The sequence below is a fragment of the uncultured Cedecea sp. genome (genome assembly GCF_947498825.1).
Taxonomy (GTDB): Bacteria; Pseudomonadota; Gammaproteobacteria; order Enterobacterales; family Enterobacteriaceae; genus JGM124.
Genome location: NZ_CANMLV010000006.1, coordinates 157,549 through 174,338 on the forward strand (window position 1 = coordinate 157,549; position 16,790 = coordinate 174,338).

Below are 16,790 nucleotides of genomic sequence, written 5' to 3' on the forward strand. Positions count from 1 at the left end.
CAGAACCTGAAATTTTATGAAAAGAATTGAAACTCATTAACTTTCTCTCACTTGTGGCGGAATTTCGTCCAAAAGGTACGCGAAACTCGACTGTACGCAGCATGCTCGCGGGTAAGGTGTTATTAGTCATAAATGCTTTAACCTAATGCTGAAGTTATAATCAACTGAAAAATATAGTTAATTTTAGTTGGTGATATTCTGTTGAATGATAATCAATAGTGAGTCTCACCTCCCAATTCCTGATCAACATTTAGCCAAATGAAAAGCTGTGCTGATGATTTGAAGGGAAAACTCTTAACCTTTTTGTGTGATGTGTGTCACATTTTTTTCAAAATCGCAGCATGTTTCATTGTATGTGCTACCTGCTACGCGTAGAGTTCGCCCTCATTAGGATAAATCTTAATTGTCAGACATCAGATAACTAAATAAATGTTTCTTGCTGGTAATAATAAGTCTGTTTTAAAGCGTAATTTGGTAGTTGCTGGGCGTTATCGGGATGTTTTGCTGGCTATACGGTAGCTTGCTGCCCCAGATAACAGTTGAAGTAATGGGGGGAGGTTACTGTCCTTATACCTTCAGATGATAAGTATGAACAATATTGCTTTGTTCTGATGTTTCCAGAAAGCAATCATAAGCGTGTCATTCTTATCCTGAAAAATTAGGATTAACCGGTACAAACAAACAGTTGTTTTTGGGATGATAAAAATGCATACATCCGAGTTGCTAAAACATATCTATGATATCAATTTGTCATATTTACTGCTCGCACAGCACCTCATTAGTCAGGATAAAGCCTCTGCGATCTTTCGCTTAGGTATTACTGAAGACATGGCAACGACCTTGGTTGAGTTAACGTTACCTCAAATGGTCAAATTGGCGGAAACGAACCAATTGGTATGTCAGTTTCGTTTTACTGACCACCAGACTATTACTCGCCTGACACAGGATTCGCGTGTGGATGATTTGCAACAAATCCACACCGGCATTTTATTATCTACCCATTTACTCAATGGGGTATCGGAACCAGTTGAAACATCCAAAAAGAAAAGAGCGTGAAATGAGTGAAAAAAGTATTGTTCAGGAAGCACGGGATATTCAGCTGGCAATGGAACTCATTACTTTAGGTGCCAGGTTGCAGATGCTGGAAAGTGAAACGCAACTGAGTCGTGGTCGCCTGATTAAACTTTATAAAGAATTACGTGGCAGCCCTCCGCCAAAGGGAATGTTACCTTTTTCCACTGACTGGTTTATGACATGGGAGCAAAATATTCATGCCTCCATGTTCTGTAATGCCTGGCAGTTTTTGCTACGTAGTGGATTAAGCGAAGGAGTTGATGCAGTTATCAAAGCTTATCGACTGTATCTTGAACAATGTCCTTCCCCGGCAGAGGGGCCATTACTGGCACTAACACGTGCCTGGACATTGGTTCGTTTTGTTGAAAGTGGCATGCTGGAACTCTGCGAATGTAGCAGTTGTGGTGGCAATTTTATCACACATGCCCATCAGCCCGCGGGTAGTTTTACCTGTAGTCTCTGCCAGCCTCCCTCCCGAGCAGTAAAAAGACGTAAACTTTCCATAAACTCTGCCGATATTATTCCGCAACTGCTGAATGAACAGGTAGAACAGGTCGTTTAACGCTTACAGTGTTAACACATTTCAGCAGCGGTGAAGTTTTACTGCTGCTTTTTTTATGTCTGCGTTTAATGCCTGTTGTTGTTTTTTTGTTCACTCTCACCACATTCAATAGCGGAAGGATTGTCTCGTGCTGATTTTAATAGGTTATCTGGTCGTTATAGTGACTGTATTTGGCGGTTATATGATGACAGGCGGGCATCTTGGCGCACTGTATCAGCCCTCGGAATTTATCATTATTGGCGGGGCGGGCATTGGGGCTTTTATCGTCGGTAATAACGGCAAAGCGATTAAGGGAACGCTAAAAGCGTTGCCATTGCTATTTCGTCGCTCTAAATACAACAAAAGTATGTATATGGATCTGATGGCATTGTTGTATCGCCTGATGGCTAAGTCCCGTCAGCAAGGGATGTTTTCCCTTGAGCGTGATATCGAAAAACCGACGGAAAGCGAAATTTTTGCCAGCTATCCCCGGATCCTCGCGGATACCATCATGCTGGATTTTATCGTCGATTATTTACGCCTGATAATCAGCGGAAATATGAATACGTTTGAAATCGAAGCATTGATGGATGAAGAGATTGAAACCCATGAAAGTGAAGCTGAAATTCCGGCGAATAGCTTGTCACTGGTGGGGGATTCTTTGCCTGCTTTTGGAATTGTTGCAGCGGTGATGGGAGTGGTTAATGCCCTGGCTTCAGCCGACCGACCGGCGGCGGAACTTGGCGCGTTGATTGCTCATGCAATGGTGGGAACTTTCCTTGGTATTTTACTGGCCTATGGGTTTGTTTCCCCACTCGCGTCGGTATTGCGCCAGAAAAGTGCTGAAACCACGAAAATGATGCAATGCGTCAAAGTCACTTTGCTGTCGAGTCTCAATGGCTATGCACCTCCTATTGCTGTGGAGTTTGGACGTAAAACACTCTATTCCAGCGAGCGCCCGTCGTTTATTGAACTTGAAGAGCATGTTCGTGCTGTTCGTTCTCCAAATGCTCAACGAGCCACAGAAGAGGAAGTATGAAAAATCAGGCTCACCCTATCGTTGTTGTCAGACGACGCAAAAGTAAACATCATGCGCAGGGTGGGCATGGTTCATGGAAGATTGCTTATGCCGACTTTATGACAGCCATGATGGCTTTCTTTCTGGTTATGTGGCTTATCTCCATTTCCAGCCCTAAAGAGCTGGCACAAATTGCCGATTATTTCCGTACTCCACTGGCTCAGGCCATTACAGGGGGGCAGCGTCTTTCTGATAGTGAAAGCCCCGTTCCTGGTGGAGGGGATGATGTGACCCAGCAACAGGGTGAGGTTAAAAAATATCCTGATATTGAAGAGTTACGCAAACGTATGGAAAGTAACCGCCTTAAACGCATCAAAGGCGATCTCGACCAGATGATTGAGTCTGATCCTAAATTACGGGCTCTGCGTCCGCATTTACAGATAAAACTGGTCCAGGAAGGTTTGCGTATCCAGATAATTGACAGCCAGAACCGCCCGATGTTTAAAACCGGGAGTGCAGAAGTTGAACCCTACATGCGTGAAATCTTGCGAAAAATAGCCCCGGTTCTTAATGATTTGCCCAATAAAATTAGCTTGTCAGGACATACTGACGATCTGCCTTATGCCAGTGGTGAGCGGGGTTACAGTAACTGGGAACTATCGGCTGACCGGGCAAATGCTTCCCGTCGGGAATTGGTTACTGGCGGACTTGATGAAGGCAAAGTCCTGCGTGTTGTTGGGATGTCATCAACGATGGTGCTATCAAACAGAGGGGCAGGGGATGCAATTAACCGGCGTATTAGTCTGTTAGTGCTTAATAAACAGACTGAGAATGCCATCATGCATGAAAATGCAGAAAGTGAAAATAGCCCCCTGGATGCCTTGAGAGCGCTGTCTGATACGTCTCCCGGGGATAATAATATTGCGCCACAACCAGATATGAGGTGATAGCGTGAGTATGGATATCAGCGATTTTTACCAGACTTTTTTTGATGAAGCAGATGAATTGCTGGCTGATATGGAGCAACATTTGCTGGACTTGGCACCCGAAGCGCCTGATGCCGAACAGTTAAATGCCATTTTCCGGGCGGCACATTCAATTAAAGGTGGCGCGGGAACATTCGGTTTTAGCCTGCTGCAGGAAACAACGCATCTGATGGAGAATCTCCTTGATGAGGCCCGCCGTGGCGAAATGCAGCTTAGCTCAGACATTATCAACCTGTTTTTGGAAACTAAAGATATTATGCAGGAACAGTTAGGTGCCTATAAAGCCTCAGAAGAACCGGATACTGCAAGCTTCGAGTATATTTGTCAGGCGCTGCGCCAGCTCGCCCTGGAAACTCAAGCGGGGACGGCGAATAAACCGCAGATAACGAAAACAGAGCAGCCTGCTGTTGTGGTCTCTGCCAGCAGTGCGGGAAATAAACTGCGTGTGCTGCTGGACGGTTTGAAAGAGAGCGAACGCGATGTCATGTTAGATGAATTAGCCAATCTCGGAGAGGTTAGCGATGTGGTGAAAGAGACCACGTCATTGACAGTTACCCTTGAGACGACGGCCAGTGAAGACGATATCGCCGCAGTATTGTGTTTTGTGATTGAACCTGAACAGATTCATTTTTTACCACTCGCAAGTCTTCCGGAGTCTGATGCTTCTGTTACCACTGGCGATATTGCCGTAATTACACCGTCGACACTCACGATTACTGAAGCCAAAAACACGTTACCAGAAACCGCCGCTCCGGTTAGTGGGCGTGTGATCAGGGATAAACCGACAGCTCGCAGTTCTGAATCGAGCAGTATTCGTGTGGCAGTGGAAAAAGTTGACCAACTCATTAACCTGGTGGGGGAGCTGGTCATTACCCAGTCGATGCTGGCCCAGCGTTCGGGGGAATTAGATCCGGTACAGCATGGTGATTTGATTTCCAGCATGGGGCAACTGGAGCGTAATGCGCGTGATTTACAAGAATCGGTGATGTCTATTCGCATGATGCCGATGGAGTATGTCTTCAGCCGCTTCCCGCGTTTGGTTCGCGACCTGGCCAGTAAACTGGATAAACAGGTTGAGCTGACTCTGTTGGGGAGTTCAACCGAACTCGATAAAAGCTTGATTGAACGTATCATCGATCCACTGACCCATCTGGTACGTAACAGCCTCGACCACGGTATTGAGTCCCCTGAAAAACGCCGTGCTGCCGGTAAAAGTGAGTCGGGGAATCTGATTCTGTCTGCAGAGCACCAGGGGGGAAATATTTGTATTGAAGTCACCGATGACGGTGCCGGACTTAATCGCGAACGTATTCTGGCAAAGGCCTTATCTCAGGGACTGGCTGTGCACGAGAATATGAGTGACGATGAAATTGGCATGCTGATTTTTGCGCCCGGTTTCTCGACCGCTGAGCAGGTCACTGATGTCTCCGGGCGCGGCGTAGGTATGGATGTGGTTAAGCGTAATATCCAAGAAATGGGTGGTCACGTTGAAATTCAGACCAAAGCCGGAGCCGGTACCACGATACGGATCCTGTTGCCACTGACGCTCGCTATTCTTGATGGTATGTCAGTAAAAGTGAGTAATGAAGTCTTTATTCTGCCACTGAATGCGGTGATGGAATCTTTACAGCCTCAGGAACAGGATTTACATCCATTAGCCGGTGGCGAGCGCGTACTGGAAGTGCGCGGTGAATATCTGCCGTTAGTCGAACTCTGGAAAGTTTTTGACGTACAGGAGGCAAAAACTGAAGCCACACAGGGCATTGTTGTCATTCTGCAAAGTGCAGGTCGCCGCTTTGCGCTGTTGGTTGATCAACTGATTGGCCAGCATCAGGTAGTAGTAAAAAATCTTGAGAGTAATTATCGCAAAGTGCCGGGTATTTCAGCAGCCACGATCTTAGGTGATGGCAGTGTTGCCTTAATTGTCGATGTTTCTGCTCTGCAAGGCTTAAATCGTGAACAACGTCTGGCGCTTCCCGCCGCTTGAACAACCGCTTAAGAAATAGGTACGCAAATGACAGTATCCACGCATGTGACAAAATTAACGGGTGAAACGGTAGGACAAGAGTTCCTCGTGTTTACTCTTGGTAATGAAGAGTACGGTATTGATATTCTGAAAGTGCAGGAAATACGTGGCTATGATCAAGTCACTCGAATTGCGAATACTCCAGCTTTTATTAAAGGTGTCACCAATTTACGTGGTGTGATTGTACCTATTATCGACCTGCGTATTAAATTTGCTCAGGATGATGTCGAATATAATGATAATACTGTTGTTATCGTTCTGAATTTTGAACAACGTGTTGTCGGTATTGTGGTTGATGGTGTCTCTGATGTGTTGTCACTGACGACTGACCAGATTCGACCGGCCCCTGAGTTTGCGGTCACCTTGTCGACTGAGTATCTCACTGGTCTCGGTGCTCTGGGCGATCGTATGCTTATTCTGGTTAACATTGAAAAATTATTGAACAGTGAAGAAATGGCTTTAGTCGAGTCCGCTGTACTGTAATGAATGAGTTGTAATATTTAATGCTTTCCTGACGGCCTTATCTGTCGCTGTAGATAAGGCTTTCCTCTCAATTGTTTATTGCCTTTCGCGTAATTTATTCATTTCCCTGCGCCATAAAATAAAGTTTTCATTCATGCTGCCGATAACAACGGTTAACGCTTGCTGAGCATCTCTGGTAGAGAAACCAATAGGCCACTCAGGGCTTCACTGGGATTTTTTGATTCCGTTAAGCCTCATTTTTGCTGATGGCGATGTAAAGATGATACCGAAAATCAGACAGATTAAATCGTACTTATCAATATTAGCTAAGGAAGGGATTGATGTTTAACCGTATCAAAATTTCGACCACGCTTTTTATTATTTTAGTGATTTGCGGCGTATTGCAAATCGGCAGTAATGGCTTGTCCTTCTGGGCTTTTCATAACGATTATCAGAATTTAAGCATGGTGGAGTCCAGTAATCAGCAGCGTGACCTGTTAACGCAAAGTCGGGCAGCATTGCTCGAAGCGGGTGGGGCATTAAGTCGCGCCGGTACGCTGGCGGCCTTAGTGTATCCGGAAGATGAAGTTAAGCATCAAATTACCCTGGCGAAACAGGGACTGGAACATGCGGATGATGTCTTTACTCAGTTCAGTGAAACGCCAGGCGGCAGTGAACACGACACCGACATGATGGCCTCTGCTCAGCAAAGTTTCACCCGTTTTGAAAGTGCCCTGCGCCAGCAAATCTCCTGGCTGGAAGGTAATCAACTGGCTGAGTTTTTAAATACCCCGGTAGGTGAAGCGCAGGAGAACTTTGACTCCTATTTTAATGCCTGGCAGCAGACGATTAATCAGCGCATTACCGAAGCCCGTCAGGGGAGTGAAAGCAATTATCTGTTGTCAGCGATTATTTTTGGCAGTGTTGCTCTGATTGCGGTGCTACTGACTGTGGGGTCCTTGTGGTGGTCACGCAAAATGATAGTCCAGCCACTGGCGACTGTGCGTAACCATTTCGACAGTATTGCTGAAGGTGACTTATCGAAACCGATAGCGGTGTTTGGGCGAAATGAAATCTCCATGATTTTTGGTAGCCTGAAAAAAATGCAAGGTGCACTCAAGGAGACCATCAGCCAAGTGCGCGACAGTAGCCAGGCGATGCATCTGGGAGTCTCTGAAATCACCTTGGGAAATAATGACCTGTCTTCCCGTACCGAGGAGCAAGCGGCATCTTTGGCGCAAACGGCTGCCAGTATGGAACAGCTCACTGCTACCGTCGGACAAAATGCTGATAACGCCAGACAGGCCGCTCAACTCTCGCGTGCCGCAGCCGATAAGGCAAAACAAGGCGGTTCTCAGGCAGAATCTGTTGCTCAAACGATGCAGGGAATTGCGGGAAGTTCACGAAAAATTTCCGATATCACCAATGTCATCGACAGTATTGCTTTTCAGACCAATATCCTGGCGTTGAATGCGGCTGTTGAAGCAGCACGAGCAGGGGAACAGGGACGTGGTTTTGCGGTGGTTGCGGGTGAAGTCCGGAATCTTGCCAGCCGCAGCGCTCAAGCAGCAAAAGAGATAAAGGTATTAATCGAAGAATCTGTCGAACAGGTGAAGCTGGGATCTGAACGTGTCGGTGCCTCCGTCACTATGATGTCTGAAATTGTCCATTCAGTTACTCAGGTAAATGACATTATGGGCGAAATCGCCTCGGCGTCAGATGAGCAAAGTCATGGTATTGCTCAAGTAGCTCAGGCGGTGAGTCAGATGGATCTTGTTACCCAGCAGAATGCGGCCTTGGTGGAAGAATCAGCCAGCGCCACTGAATCACTGGCAAGCCAAACAGAATATCTGAATCAAGTTGTCAGGGTCTTCCGGTTAAGTGACGCTTAAACCGGCACCGGGCAGAAGAACGTATTATTTCAAGATAATAGCTTAAGAGCTATTGAGAGACGCTATGACATCACCGAGCCCAACTGGGCAATCGTCATTATTACAACAAATGACACAGCGTCTGCCGCTTTCCGATGTTCATTTCCGTCGGATATGCCAGCTAATTTACCAGCGTGCAGGTATTGTGCTGGCTTCTCATAAGCGAGATATGGTGTACAACCGACTGGTTCGTCGTTTGCGATTACTGGGCCTGGATGATTTCGGGGATTATCTGGGAACGCTGGAGGCGAATGCCAATGATGCTGAGTGGCAGGCCTTTATTAACGCCTTGACCACTAATCTGACGGCTTTTTTTCGCGAAGGGCATCATTTCCCTATCCTGGCCGAACATGCCAGGCAAAGAAAAGGGGAATATAAAATCTGGAGTGCGGCATCTTCGACAGGCGAAGAGCCCTATTCTATCGCGATTACGCTTGCTGATGCGTTGGGTGAAGGCCCCGGACGCTGGAAAGTTTTTGCCAGCGATATTGATACCCAGGTGCTCGAGAAGGCTCAAGCAGGCGTGTTTCGTCAGCAGGAACTTAAGACACTTTCCCCGCAACAACTTCAGCGCTATTTCATGCGGGGTACTGGCCCGCATGAGGGCTATGCCCGGGTTCGTCAAGAGTTGACTAAGCAGGTTGAATTTGCAGCGATTAATTTGCTTGATGCAAAGCTGCAAGTACCGGGACCCTTTGACGCCATATTTTGTCGTAATGTTATGATTTATTTCGATAAAAAAACTCAACAAGATATTTTGAGTCGCTTCGTCCCACTGTTAAAACCTGGTGGATTACTGTTTGCCGGACATTCGGAGAATTTCAGTCATCTCAGCCGTGACTTCTGGCTTCGTGGCCAGACCGTCTATGGGTTGAGTAAGGAAAGAACATGACAAAAATACGTGTGTTATCAATAGATGACTCCGCTTTGATGCGGCGGATAATGACGGAAATTATTAATAGCCACAGTGATATGGAAATGGTTGCCACCGCGCCGGATCCACTGGTTGCACGTGACTTAATTAAGAAATTCAATCCTGATGTTCTGACGCTGGATGTCGAAATGCCGCGTATGGATGGTATTGATTTTCTTGAGAAATTGATGAGATTGCGGCCGATGCCGGTGGTGATGGTGTCATCCCTGACGGGAAAAGGCTCTGAGGTAACACTCCGTGCGCTGGAGTTAGGTGCCATTGATTTCGTGACTAAACCCCAGTTAGGGATCCGTGAGGGGATGCTGGCTTACAGCGAAACTATCGCTGAGAAGGTCCGGACTGCATCACGCGCCAAGCTGGGAACAGCTGCGAGTCGTAGCGCACCAGTACTCCTTAAAAATGGCCCCTTACTCAGCTCTGAAAAACTGATTGCGATTGGTGCCTCAACCGGAGGAACAGAGGCGATTCGTCATGTGTTACAGCCACTCCCGCTTTCCAGCCCGGCCGTATTGATTACTCAACATATGCCTGCGGGATTCACTCGTTCATTTGCTGAACGGTTGAATAAGCTGTGTCAGATTGAAGTGAAAGAAGCTGAAGATGGTGAACGTGTATTACCGGGACATGCCTATATTGCTCCGGGTAATCAACATATGGCACTGACGCGTAGCGGTGCAAACTATCAAATTACTATTACGGATGCTCCCCCGGTTAATCGCCATCGTCCCTCGGTCGATGTCCTGTTTCACTCGGTAGCAAAATATGCCGGGCGGAATGCCGTGGGTGTCATTCTTACCGGGATGGGCAATGATGGCGCAGCCGGAATGCTGGCTATGCACCAGGCGGGGGCCTGGACCATTGCTCAGAATGAAGCCAGTTGTGTGGTGTTCGGCATGCCGCGCGAGGCCATCAATGCGGGTGGCGTTAGCGAAGTGGTCGAGTTAAGCCAGATAAGCCAGCAAATGCTGGCAAAAATGAGTGCCGGACAGGCAATACGTATTTAATTGAAGGAGCCCGATTTTTATGGCTGACAAAGAACTCAAGTTTCTGGTGGTAGATGATTTCTCAACGATGCGACGCATCGTGCGTAACTTATTAAAAGAGCTAGGTTTTAATAATGTTGAAGAGGCGGAGGATGGTGTTGAAGCCTTCAACAAACTTCAAGCCGGGGGTTTTGGTTTTGTTATCACTGACTGGAATATGCCGAATATGGATGGGCTGGAATTACTGAAAGCGATTCGTGCCGACGGGGCTCTGGCTGCGATGCCGACGTTAATGGTTACGGCAGAAGCTAAAAAAGAGAACATCATTGCGGCAGCACAGGCGGGAGCGAGTGGCTATGTCGTTAAGCCTTTTACCGCCGCGACGCTTGAAGAAAAACTGAACAAGATATTCGAAAAGCTTGGCATGTAAGGAGGAGCAAATGCACTCACCAGCCAACCCTGCAATAGATTTACACCCGCAATCAGCGGCAGATATCGTTGCACGTATCGGTAGTCTAACGCGGATGTTGCGTGACAGCCTGCGTGAACTGGGTCTCGATCAGGCGATTGCTGAAGCAGCAGAAGCGATACCGGACGCACGAGACAGACTGGATTATGTGGTACAGATGACGGCTCAGGCTGCTGAACGGGCGTTAAACTGTGTCGAACTTTCTCAGCCTCACCAAACGCAACTTGAACGTGGAGCCAAGGCGCTCAGTGGGCGTTGGGATGAGTGGTTTGCAAACCCCATTGAGCTTGATGATGCGCGTGAATTGGTGACGGATACTCGCCGTTATCTCTCAGAGGTGCCTGAACATACCAGTTTCACTCATGCTCAGTTACTTGAAATAATGATGGCGCAAGATTTCCAGGATCTGACAGGACAGGTCATCAAACGCATGATGGATGTCATTCAGGAAATCGAACGGCAGTTACTGATGGTGTTATTGGAAAATATTCCTGAATCTGATACCCGGAAAAAACGTACGAACGAGAGTTTATTAAACGGTCCGCAACTGAATGCCAGTGCGACGGGTGTGGTCGCCAGTCAGGATCAAGTTGATGATTTGCTCGATAGCTTAGGCTTCTGAGCATCAACACACCTTGCAGAGATTTATCTGCAAGGTGTGTCTTAACGTCAAAATAGCCGCATAAAAACCGCTGTAATTCTTCCATTATTTGTTAACAGCTCTGGCATGCTTTGGCTGATTTTACGGCCACGGGATTTTCAGAGTGTCTGAAGAGAGCGATCAGGAAAAAACAGAAGCCCCCACACCCCACCGACTTGAAAAAGCGCGGGAAGATGGACAGATCCCGCGATCCCGTGAGCTCACTTCATTACTCATGCTGTTGGTTGGACTCAGTGTTCTTTGGGCCGGAGGTGCCTCACTGGCCCGCACCTTGGGAGCAATGCTCTCAGATGGCCTGCTTTTTGACCATAAAATGATTAATGACCCTGGTCTTATCATTAATCAAATCAGTCATTTAATTAAGCTCTCTGTCATGGCTCTCCTGCCGCTTATTGCCGGGCTGGTCATTATGGCGATTGCGGCCCCTATGCTGTTGGGCGGCATTATGTTCAGTGGTAAGTCGATTAAGTTTGATCTTGGCAAAATGAACCCGATTAAAGGGTTTGCCCGAATGTTCTCGATGCAAACGATGGCGGAGTTATTTAAGGCATTACTAAAAGCCACTCTTGTGGGCGTCGTGGTTGGCTGGTTCCTGTGGCATAACTGGCCGTCAATGTTACGCCTGATCCATGAACCGCCCGTGACTGCATTAAGTCGTGCCCTGGATATGGTTGCATTATGTGCCTTACTGGTGATTCTCGGCCTGATCCCGATGGTGGGCTTTGACGTCTTTTTCCAAATATTCAGTCATATCAAAAAACTGAAAATGACGCGTCAGGATATTCGTGATGAACACAAACAGAATGAAGGTGACCCGCATGTTAAAGGGCGAATTCGTCAACAACAGCGGGCGATGGCTCGTCGACGTATGATGGCTGATGTCCCCAAAGCTGATGTGATTGTCACCAACCCAACCCATTACGCAGTCGCTTTGCAATACAACGAAAACAAAATGAGTGCGCCAAAGGTGCTGGCAAAAGGAGCTGGAAAGGTGGCGTTACGCATACGTGAACTTGCTGAGCAAAATCGTATTCCGATGCTGGAAGCCCCCCCACTGGCTCGCGCTTTATACCGGCACGCAGAAATAGGTCAACAGATCCCAGGTCAGTTATATGCAGCTGTCGCCGAAGTCCTGGCCTGGGTCTGGCAGTTAAGACGCTGGCGTATGGCCGGGGGACTGATCCCGCAAAAGCCTGAAAACTTACCGGTGCCAGCGGCACTGGATTTTATCAATAAAAAGGACTCCGATGAGTAATTTGATAACAATGCTGCGTTTACCTCGCGGTATGAAATCGGGTCAGTGGCAGATCCTTGCCGGACCTATTCTGATATTACTTATCTTGTCGATGATGGTGCTGCCGTTACCGGCTTTTGTTCTGGATCTGTTGTTCACCTTCAATATCGCCTTATCCATTATGGTGTTACTGGTGGCGATGTTTACTCAGCGTACTCTTGAGTTTGCCGCCTTTCCGACCATTTTGCTGTTTACCACCTTATTACGTTTGGCTCTTAACGTTGCCTCAACGCGTATCATTTTGCTGGATGGTCATACCGGTGCTGCGGCAGCAGGTAAGGTTGTGGAAGCCTTTGGCCATTTCCTGGTGGGGGGGAACTTCGCCATTGGTATCGTGGTGTTTATTATCCTCGTACTGATTAACTTTATGGTGATTACTAAGGGCGCCGGGCGCATTGCGGAAGTCGGGGCCCGTTTCGTGCTGGATGGCATGCCCGGTAAACAAATGGCCATTGATGCTGACTTGAACGCAGGCATCATTGGCGAGGAAGAGGCCAAAAAACGTCGCGCCGAAGTGACTCAGGAAGCCGATTTCTACGGTTCAATGGATGGTGCCAGTAAATTTGTCCGTGGAGATGCCGTTGCAGGTTTAATCATCATGGTTATCAACATCATTGGTGGTTTACTGGTGGGGGTTATCCAGCACGATATGCCGATCGGTGCGGCGGCGGAAAGCTATACTTTGCTGACTATCGGTGATGGTCTGGTCGCACAAATACCTGCGCTGGTTATCTCAACGGCTGCGGGGGTGATTGTGACCCGGGTTGCCACCGATCAGGATGTTGGTGAGCAGATGGTGACCCAGTTGTTCAGCCATCCGCGTGTGATGTTGTTATCCGCAGGTGTCCTCGGTTTACTGGGATTAGTTCCGGGAATGCCAAACTTTGTCTTTCTGCTATTCACTGCAGCGCTTTTAGGACTGGCATGGTGGCTACGTGGTCGCGAAGGGCAGGTTATCGCTGCGCCTCAACCGGTAAAAATGCCGGATAATACGCAAGTGGTGGAAGCCAGCTGGAATGATGTCCAGTTAGAAGATCCCTTAGGTATGGAAGTGGGTTACCGTTTAATACCCATGGTGGATACTCAGCAGGATGGTGAATTGCTGGGACGAATTCGTAGTATCCGCAAGAAATTTGCCCAGGAAATGGGCTTTCTGCCGCCTGTTGTACATATCCGCGATAATATGGATCTGACCCCGGCACGTTACCGTATTCTGATGAAAGGTGTTGAGATTGGCAGCGGTGAAGCTTATCCCGGACGCTGGCTGGCGATTAATCCAGGTACAGCAGCAGGCACTTTGCCTGGAGAAGCCACCATTGATCCGGCTTTTGGTCTGGCGGCGATTTGGATTGAAAGTGCACTCAAAGAGCAGGCACAAATTCAAGGTTTTACGGTCGTTGAAGCCAGTACCGTGGTTGCGACACACCTTAACCATCTGATTGGCCAGCATGCGGCTGAATTATTTGGTCGTCAGGAAGCACAACAACTGCTGGACAGAGTTGCCCAGGAAATGCCAAAACTGGCTGAAGATTTAGTTCCTGCGGTGATAACGCTGACTATCTTGCATAAAGTGTTGCAAAACCTGCTGGAAGAGAATATCCCGATTCGCGATATGCGCACCATTATGGAAACCCTGGCAGAACACGCCCCGATTCAAAACGATCCCCATGAGCTGACGGCTGTCGTACGGGTTGCTTTGGGACGCGCTATCACACAGCAGTGGTTTCCGGGTAATGCTGAAGTTCAGGTTATCGGCCTCGATCCGGCGCTGGAGCGTATTTTATTACAAGCTTTACAAGGTGGCGGCGGGCTTGAGCCTGGGCTTGCCGATCGTTTGCTGGCCCAAACTCAGGAGGCCTTGCAACGCCAGGAAATGATGGGAGCCCCGCCGGTGTTACTGGTGAATCATGCTCTGCGTCCACTTTTGTCACGTTTTTTGCGCCGCTCCCTGCCGCAGTTGGTGGTGCTCTCTAGCCTGGAACTGTCGGATAACCGTAATATTCGGATGACGGCAACGATTGGGGGCAAATAATGCGCGCTTTGCTGCTGTTATTGTTCTTGCCTTTACTGGCCAGCGCCGCCGGGGGGGGGGCATGGCAGGCGAGTGGCATTGGGATTACGTTGAGTCAGCGGGGAACTGCGATGAACTCTGCGGCGCTTTATGCGCCAACTGACGTGAGCGGAAGGATGACTTTAATCGCCTGGCGTTACCAGTTAATGACGCCTGAACCGGCCGGACTCAGGGTTAAACTGTGTGCGCCGAGTCGTTGCGTGGTATTGGATGGCCCCAGCGGTAGCACTCGGGAATTAGCCGGTATTTCTGCCAGCCAGCCGCTGATTTTTGTCTGGGAGGTGGCGGGCAGAGGGCGTTTTTATCCGGCATTACGCGTTCGCAGTAACCAGGTTATTGTCAACTACACGCCCTGAGTCAGAAATCACAGATAAAAAAACGGCATGCCATTGATTCATGACATGCCGTTGTTATTTTTGCAGATTACATCCGTTCTACAGTTTCAATACCTAATGTATCCAGACCCAGCTTCAGCGTTTTAGCGGTTAATAAGGCCAGTTTTAAACGGCTGTTACGCAATTCATCATTACCTGCGTTCAGGATAGGGCAGTGCTCGTAGAAACCAGAGAACAGGCCTGCCAAATCATAGAGGTAGCTACACATGACATGCGGGGTGCCATCACGAGCAACCACACTGAGCGTCTCTTCAAATTGCAGCAGGCGGACTGCCAGCTGGATTTCTCTCTCTTCTGTCAGCGTCACCGAATGTTTCAGCAGCTCGGCTTCAGTCATCTCCGCTTTACGGAAGACGGACAGTACGCGGGTATAGGCATACTGCATATACGGCGCGGTGTTACCTTCAAACGCCAGCATATTATCCCAGTCGAAAATATAGTCAGTGGTACGACTCTTCGACAGGTCAGCGTATTTAACTGCACCGATCCCGACGACATTGGCCAGATTTTCCAGCTCATCGGCAGGCATATCCGGATTTTTCTCTGCAACCAGACGACGAGCACGATCCAAGGCTTCGTCCAGTAACTCAGAGAGTTTAATCGTACCACCGGTACGGGTTTTAAACGGTTTACCGTCTTTACCCAGCATCATGCCAAACATATGGTGTTCAAGTGACATGCTGTCAGGAATATAACCAGCCTTACGGACAATGGCCCAGGCTTGCATCAGATGCTGGTGCTGGCGGGAGTCAATATAGTAGAGCGCACGGTCAGCATGCAGGGTTTCATAGCGATATTTGGCGCAGGCAATATCGGTGGTGGTATAGAGATAACCGCCATCTTTTTTCTGAACAATGACCCCCATAGGCTCACCATCTTTATTCTTGAACTCATCAAGATAGACAACGGTAGCCCCTTCACTTTCTACAGCCAGGCCTTTAGCCTTCAGATCAGCAACAATACCGGCCAGCATCGGGTTATATAAACTTTCACCCATCACATCATCCCGGGTCAGTGTTACATTCAGGCGCTGATAGGTTAGCTGGTTTTGGGTCATGGTAATGTCGACCAGTTTACGCCACATATCGCGGCAGTACTCGTCGCCGCTTTGTAGCTTAACCACATAGCCCCGGGCACGTTCAGCAAACACTTCATCTTCGTCGTAATGTTTTTTGGCATCACGATAGAAGGCTTCAAGATCGGCCAGCACCATATCACCGGCATTTTCGGTTTGCTGTTTTTCAAGCCAGGCAATCAGCATCCCAAACTGCGTACCCCAGTCACCGACGTGGTTAGCGCGGATAACGTTATGGCCGAGGAATTCAAGAGTACGTACTGAAGCATCACCAATAATGGTGGAACGAATATTACCGACATGCATCTCTTTGGCGACGTTTGGTGCTGAATAGTCGACGACAATGGTCTCGGGTTTAACCGGGCTAACACCGACACGAGATGAAGCTACCGCCGTTTCAATATGCTGAGCCAGAAATGCGGGATCCAGGAAGATATTAATAAAACCCGGTCCGGCAATTTCAACCTTCTGGGCGATACCGGTTAAATCGAGGCTGGCAATCACCTTCTCTGCAAATTGTCGCGGCGGCATGCCCAGCGTTTTGGCAACAGACATCATACCATTGGCTTGATAGTCACCGAACTGAACCTTTGCAGACTGACGAACTTGAGGTTCGCAATCCGCAGCTGCACCTGCAGCAATCATTGCCAGGCTAACTTTTTCTGAGAGAAGAGACTGAATATTCACCGAGATACCTTAACAGAGTCCGAACCATCTGATGCTGATGGTCGTTGATAAATGAGCAAAGAAATAGGGAGTAAGTATAGCGTTATTTATCTGGCCGAGTCAGCAAAAGCCTTATTTCCAGGCCAGTAATTTGTTTCTGTGTATAAGGAATGCTCGCTCAACGGCAGAAATGGTTCACCGCAG

General features: G+C 48.2%; 15 protein-coding genes. 14 read left to right on the forward strand and 1 reads right to left on the reverse strand.

Annotated features, from left to right (window positions below; all coding sequences use genetic code 11):
• Positions 1 to 705 precede the first annotated feature (705 nt).
• From flhD to Q1A40_RS09360, 14 genes are all read left to right on the forward strand, one after another.
• On the forward strand, positions 706 to 1,056 hold the full coding sequence (flhD, locus tag Q1A40_RS09295; protein ID WP_299999489.1) for a flagellar transcriptional regulator FlhD: 351 nt from the start codon (positions 706 to 708) through the stop codon (positions 1,054 to 1,056).
• Between the two features lies 1 nt (position 1,057).
• Positions 1,058 to 1,636, forward strand: a complete 579-nt coding sequence (gene flhC / locus Q1A40_RS09300; RefSeq protein ID WP_299999491.1) for a flagellar transcriptional regulator FlhC — start codon at positions 1,058 to 1,060, stop codon at positions 1,634 to 1,636.
• 127 nt (positions 1,637 to 1,763) lie between these two features.
• Complete coding sequence (gene motA / locus Q1A40_RS09305; RefSeq protein WP_299999492.1) at positions 1,764 to 2,654, forward strand: flagellar motor stator protein MotA; 891 nt, start codon at positions 1,764 to 1,766, stop codon at positions 2,652 to 2,654.
• Positions 2,651 to 3,580 carry a flagellar motor protein MotB gene (motB, locus tag Q1A40_RS09310; RefSeq protein ID WP_299999493.1) on the forward strand — a complete coding sequence of 310 codons (930 nt, stop codon included), beginning with the start codon at positions 2,651 to 2,653 and terminating at the stop codon, positions 3,578 to 3,580. The genes motA and motB overlap by 4 nt, the downstream gene beginning before the upstream one ends.
• Before the next feature lie 10 nt (positions 3,581 to 3,590).
• A complete protein-coding gene (gene cheA / locus Q1A40_RS09315; protein WP_299999600.1) occupies positions 3,591 to 5,606 on the forward strand; it encodes a chemotaxis protein CheA in 2,016 nt (671 codons plus the stop codon).
• A gap of 27 nt (positions 5,607 to 5,633) precedes the next feature.
• Positions 5,634 to 6,128 carry a chemotaxis protein CheW gene (gene cheW, locus Q1A40_RS09320; protein WP_299999494.1) on the forward strand — a complete coding sequence of 165 codons (495 nt, stop codon included), beginning with the start codon at positions 5,634 to 5,636 and terminating at the stop codon, positions 6,126 to 6,128.
• A 320-nt stretch (positions 6,129 to 6,448) separates the two neighbouring features.
• Entirely contained in the window at positions 6,449 to 7,999 is a 1,551-nt protein-coding gene (locus Q1A40_RS09325; RefSeq protein WP_299999496.1) for a methyl-accepting chemotaxis protein, read from the forward strand.
• A 64-nt stretch (positions 8,000 to 8,063) separates the two neighbouring features.
• Positions 8,064 to 8,930: a protein-glutamate O-methyltransferase CheR gene (gene cheR, locus Q1A40_RS09330; protein ID WP_299999497.1), complete on the forward strand. Its 867-nt coding sequence runs from the start codon at positions 8,064 to 8,066 to the stop codon at positions 8,928 to 8,930.
• Entirely contained in the window at positions 8,927 to 9,976 is a 1,050-nt protein-coding gene (locus tag Q1A40_RS09335; RefSeq protein WP_299999498.1) for a chemotaxis response regulator protein-glutamate methylesterase, read from the forward strand. Before cheR ends, Q1A40_RS09335 begins: the two co-directional genes overlap by 4 nt.
• 19 nt (positions 9,977 to 9,995) lie before the next feature.
• Positions 9,996 to 10,385 carry a chemotaxis response regulator CheY gene (cheY, locus tag Q1A40_RS09340; protein WP_299999499.1) on the forward strand — a complete coding sequence of 130 codons (390 nt, stop codon included), beginning with the start codon at positions 9,996 to 9,998 and terminating at the stop codon, positions 10,383 to 10,385.
• A gap of 10 nt (positions 10,386 to 10,395) precedes the next feature.
• A complete protein-coding gene (cheZ, locus tag Q1A40_RS09345) occupies positions 10,396 to 11,046 on the forward strand; it encodes a protein phosphatase CheZ (RefSeq protein WP_299999500.1) in 651 nt (216 codons plus the stop codon).
• A 142-nt stretch (positions 11,047 to 11,188) separates the two neighbouring features.
• Positions 11,189 to 12,340 carry a flagellar biosynthesis protein FlhB gene (gene flhB / locus Q1A40_RS09350; RefSeq protein WP_299999501.1) on the forward strand — a complete coding sequence of 384 codons (1,152 nt, stop codon included), beginning with the start codon at positions 11,189 to 11,191 and terminating at the stop codon, positions 12,338 to 12,340.
• Positions 12,333 to 14,411, forward strand: coding sequence for a flagellar biosynthesis protein FlhA (gene flhA, locus Q1A40_RS09355; RefSeq protein WP_299999502.1), 2,079 nt, complete (start codon positions 12,333 to 12,335; stop codon positions 14,409 to 14,411). Before flhB ends, flhA begins: the two co-directional genes overlap by 8 nt.
• Positions 14,411 to 14,806 (forward strand): flagellar protein FlhE, encoded by a 396-nt coding sequence (locus tag Q1A40_RS09360; protein ID WP_299999504.1) that lies wholly within the window; start codon positions 14,411 to 14,413, stop codon positions 14,804 to 14,806. Before flhA ends, Q1A40_RS09360 begins: the two co-directional genes overlap by 1 nt.
• Before the next feature lie 67 nt (positions 14,807 to 14,873).
• Here Q1A40_RS09360 and argS read toward each other — a convergent pair whose 3' ends face one another.
• Complete coding sequence (gene argS / locus Q1A40_RS09365; protein WP_299999506.1) at positions 14,874 to 16,607, reverse strand: arginine--tRNA ligase; 1,734 nt, start codon at positions 16,605 to 16,607, stop codon at positions 14,874 to 14,876.
• Positions 16,608 to 16,790: the final 183 nt, after the last annotated feature.

Coding starts and splice junctions, on each gene's coding strand:
- Q1A40_RS09335 (WP_299999498.1), top strand. CDS start 8,927: ATGACAAAAATACGTGTGTTATCAATAGATGACTCCGCTTTGATGCGG.
- flhD (WP_299999489.1), top strand. CDS start 706: ATGCATACATCCGAGTTGCTAAAACATATCTATGATATCAATTTGTCA.
- motB (WP_299999493.1), top strand. CDS start 2,651: ATGAAAAATCAGGCTCACCCTATCGTTGTTGTCAGACGACGCAAAAGT.
- cheZ (WP_299999500.1), top strand. CDS start 10,396: ATGCACTCACCAGCCAACCCTGCAATAGATTTACACCCGCAATCAGCG.
- cheR (WP_299999497.1), top strand. CDS start 8,064: ATGACATCACCGAGCCCAACTGGGCAATCGTCATTATTACAACAAATG.
- cheY (WP_299999499.1), top strand. CDS start 9,996: ATGGCTGACAAAGAACTCAAGTTTCTGGTGGTAGATGATTTCTCAACG.
- cheA (WP_299999600.1), top strand. CDS start 3,591: ATGGATATCAGCGATTTTTACCAGACTTTTTTTGATGAAGCAGATGAA.
- Q1A40_RS09360 (WP_299999504.1), top strand. CDS start 14,411: ATGCGCGCTTTGCTGCTGTTATTGTTCTTGCCTTTACTGGCCAGCGCC.
- flhA (WP_299999502.1), top strand. CDS start 12,333: ATGAGTAATTTGATAACAATGCTGCGTTTACCTCGCGGTATGAAATCG.
- Q1A40_RS09325 (WP_299999496.1), top strand. CDS start 6,449: ATGTTTAACCGTATCAAAATTTCGACCACGCTTTTTATTATTTTAGTG.
- cheW (WP_299999494.1), top strand. CDS start 5,634: ATGACAGTATCCACGCATGTGACAAAATTAACGGGTGAAACGGTAGGA.
- flhC (WP_299999491.1), top strand. CDS start 1,058: ATGAGTGAAAAAAGTATTGTTCAGGAAGCACGGGATATTCAGCTGGCA.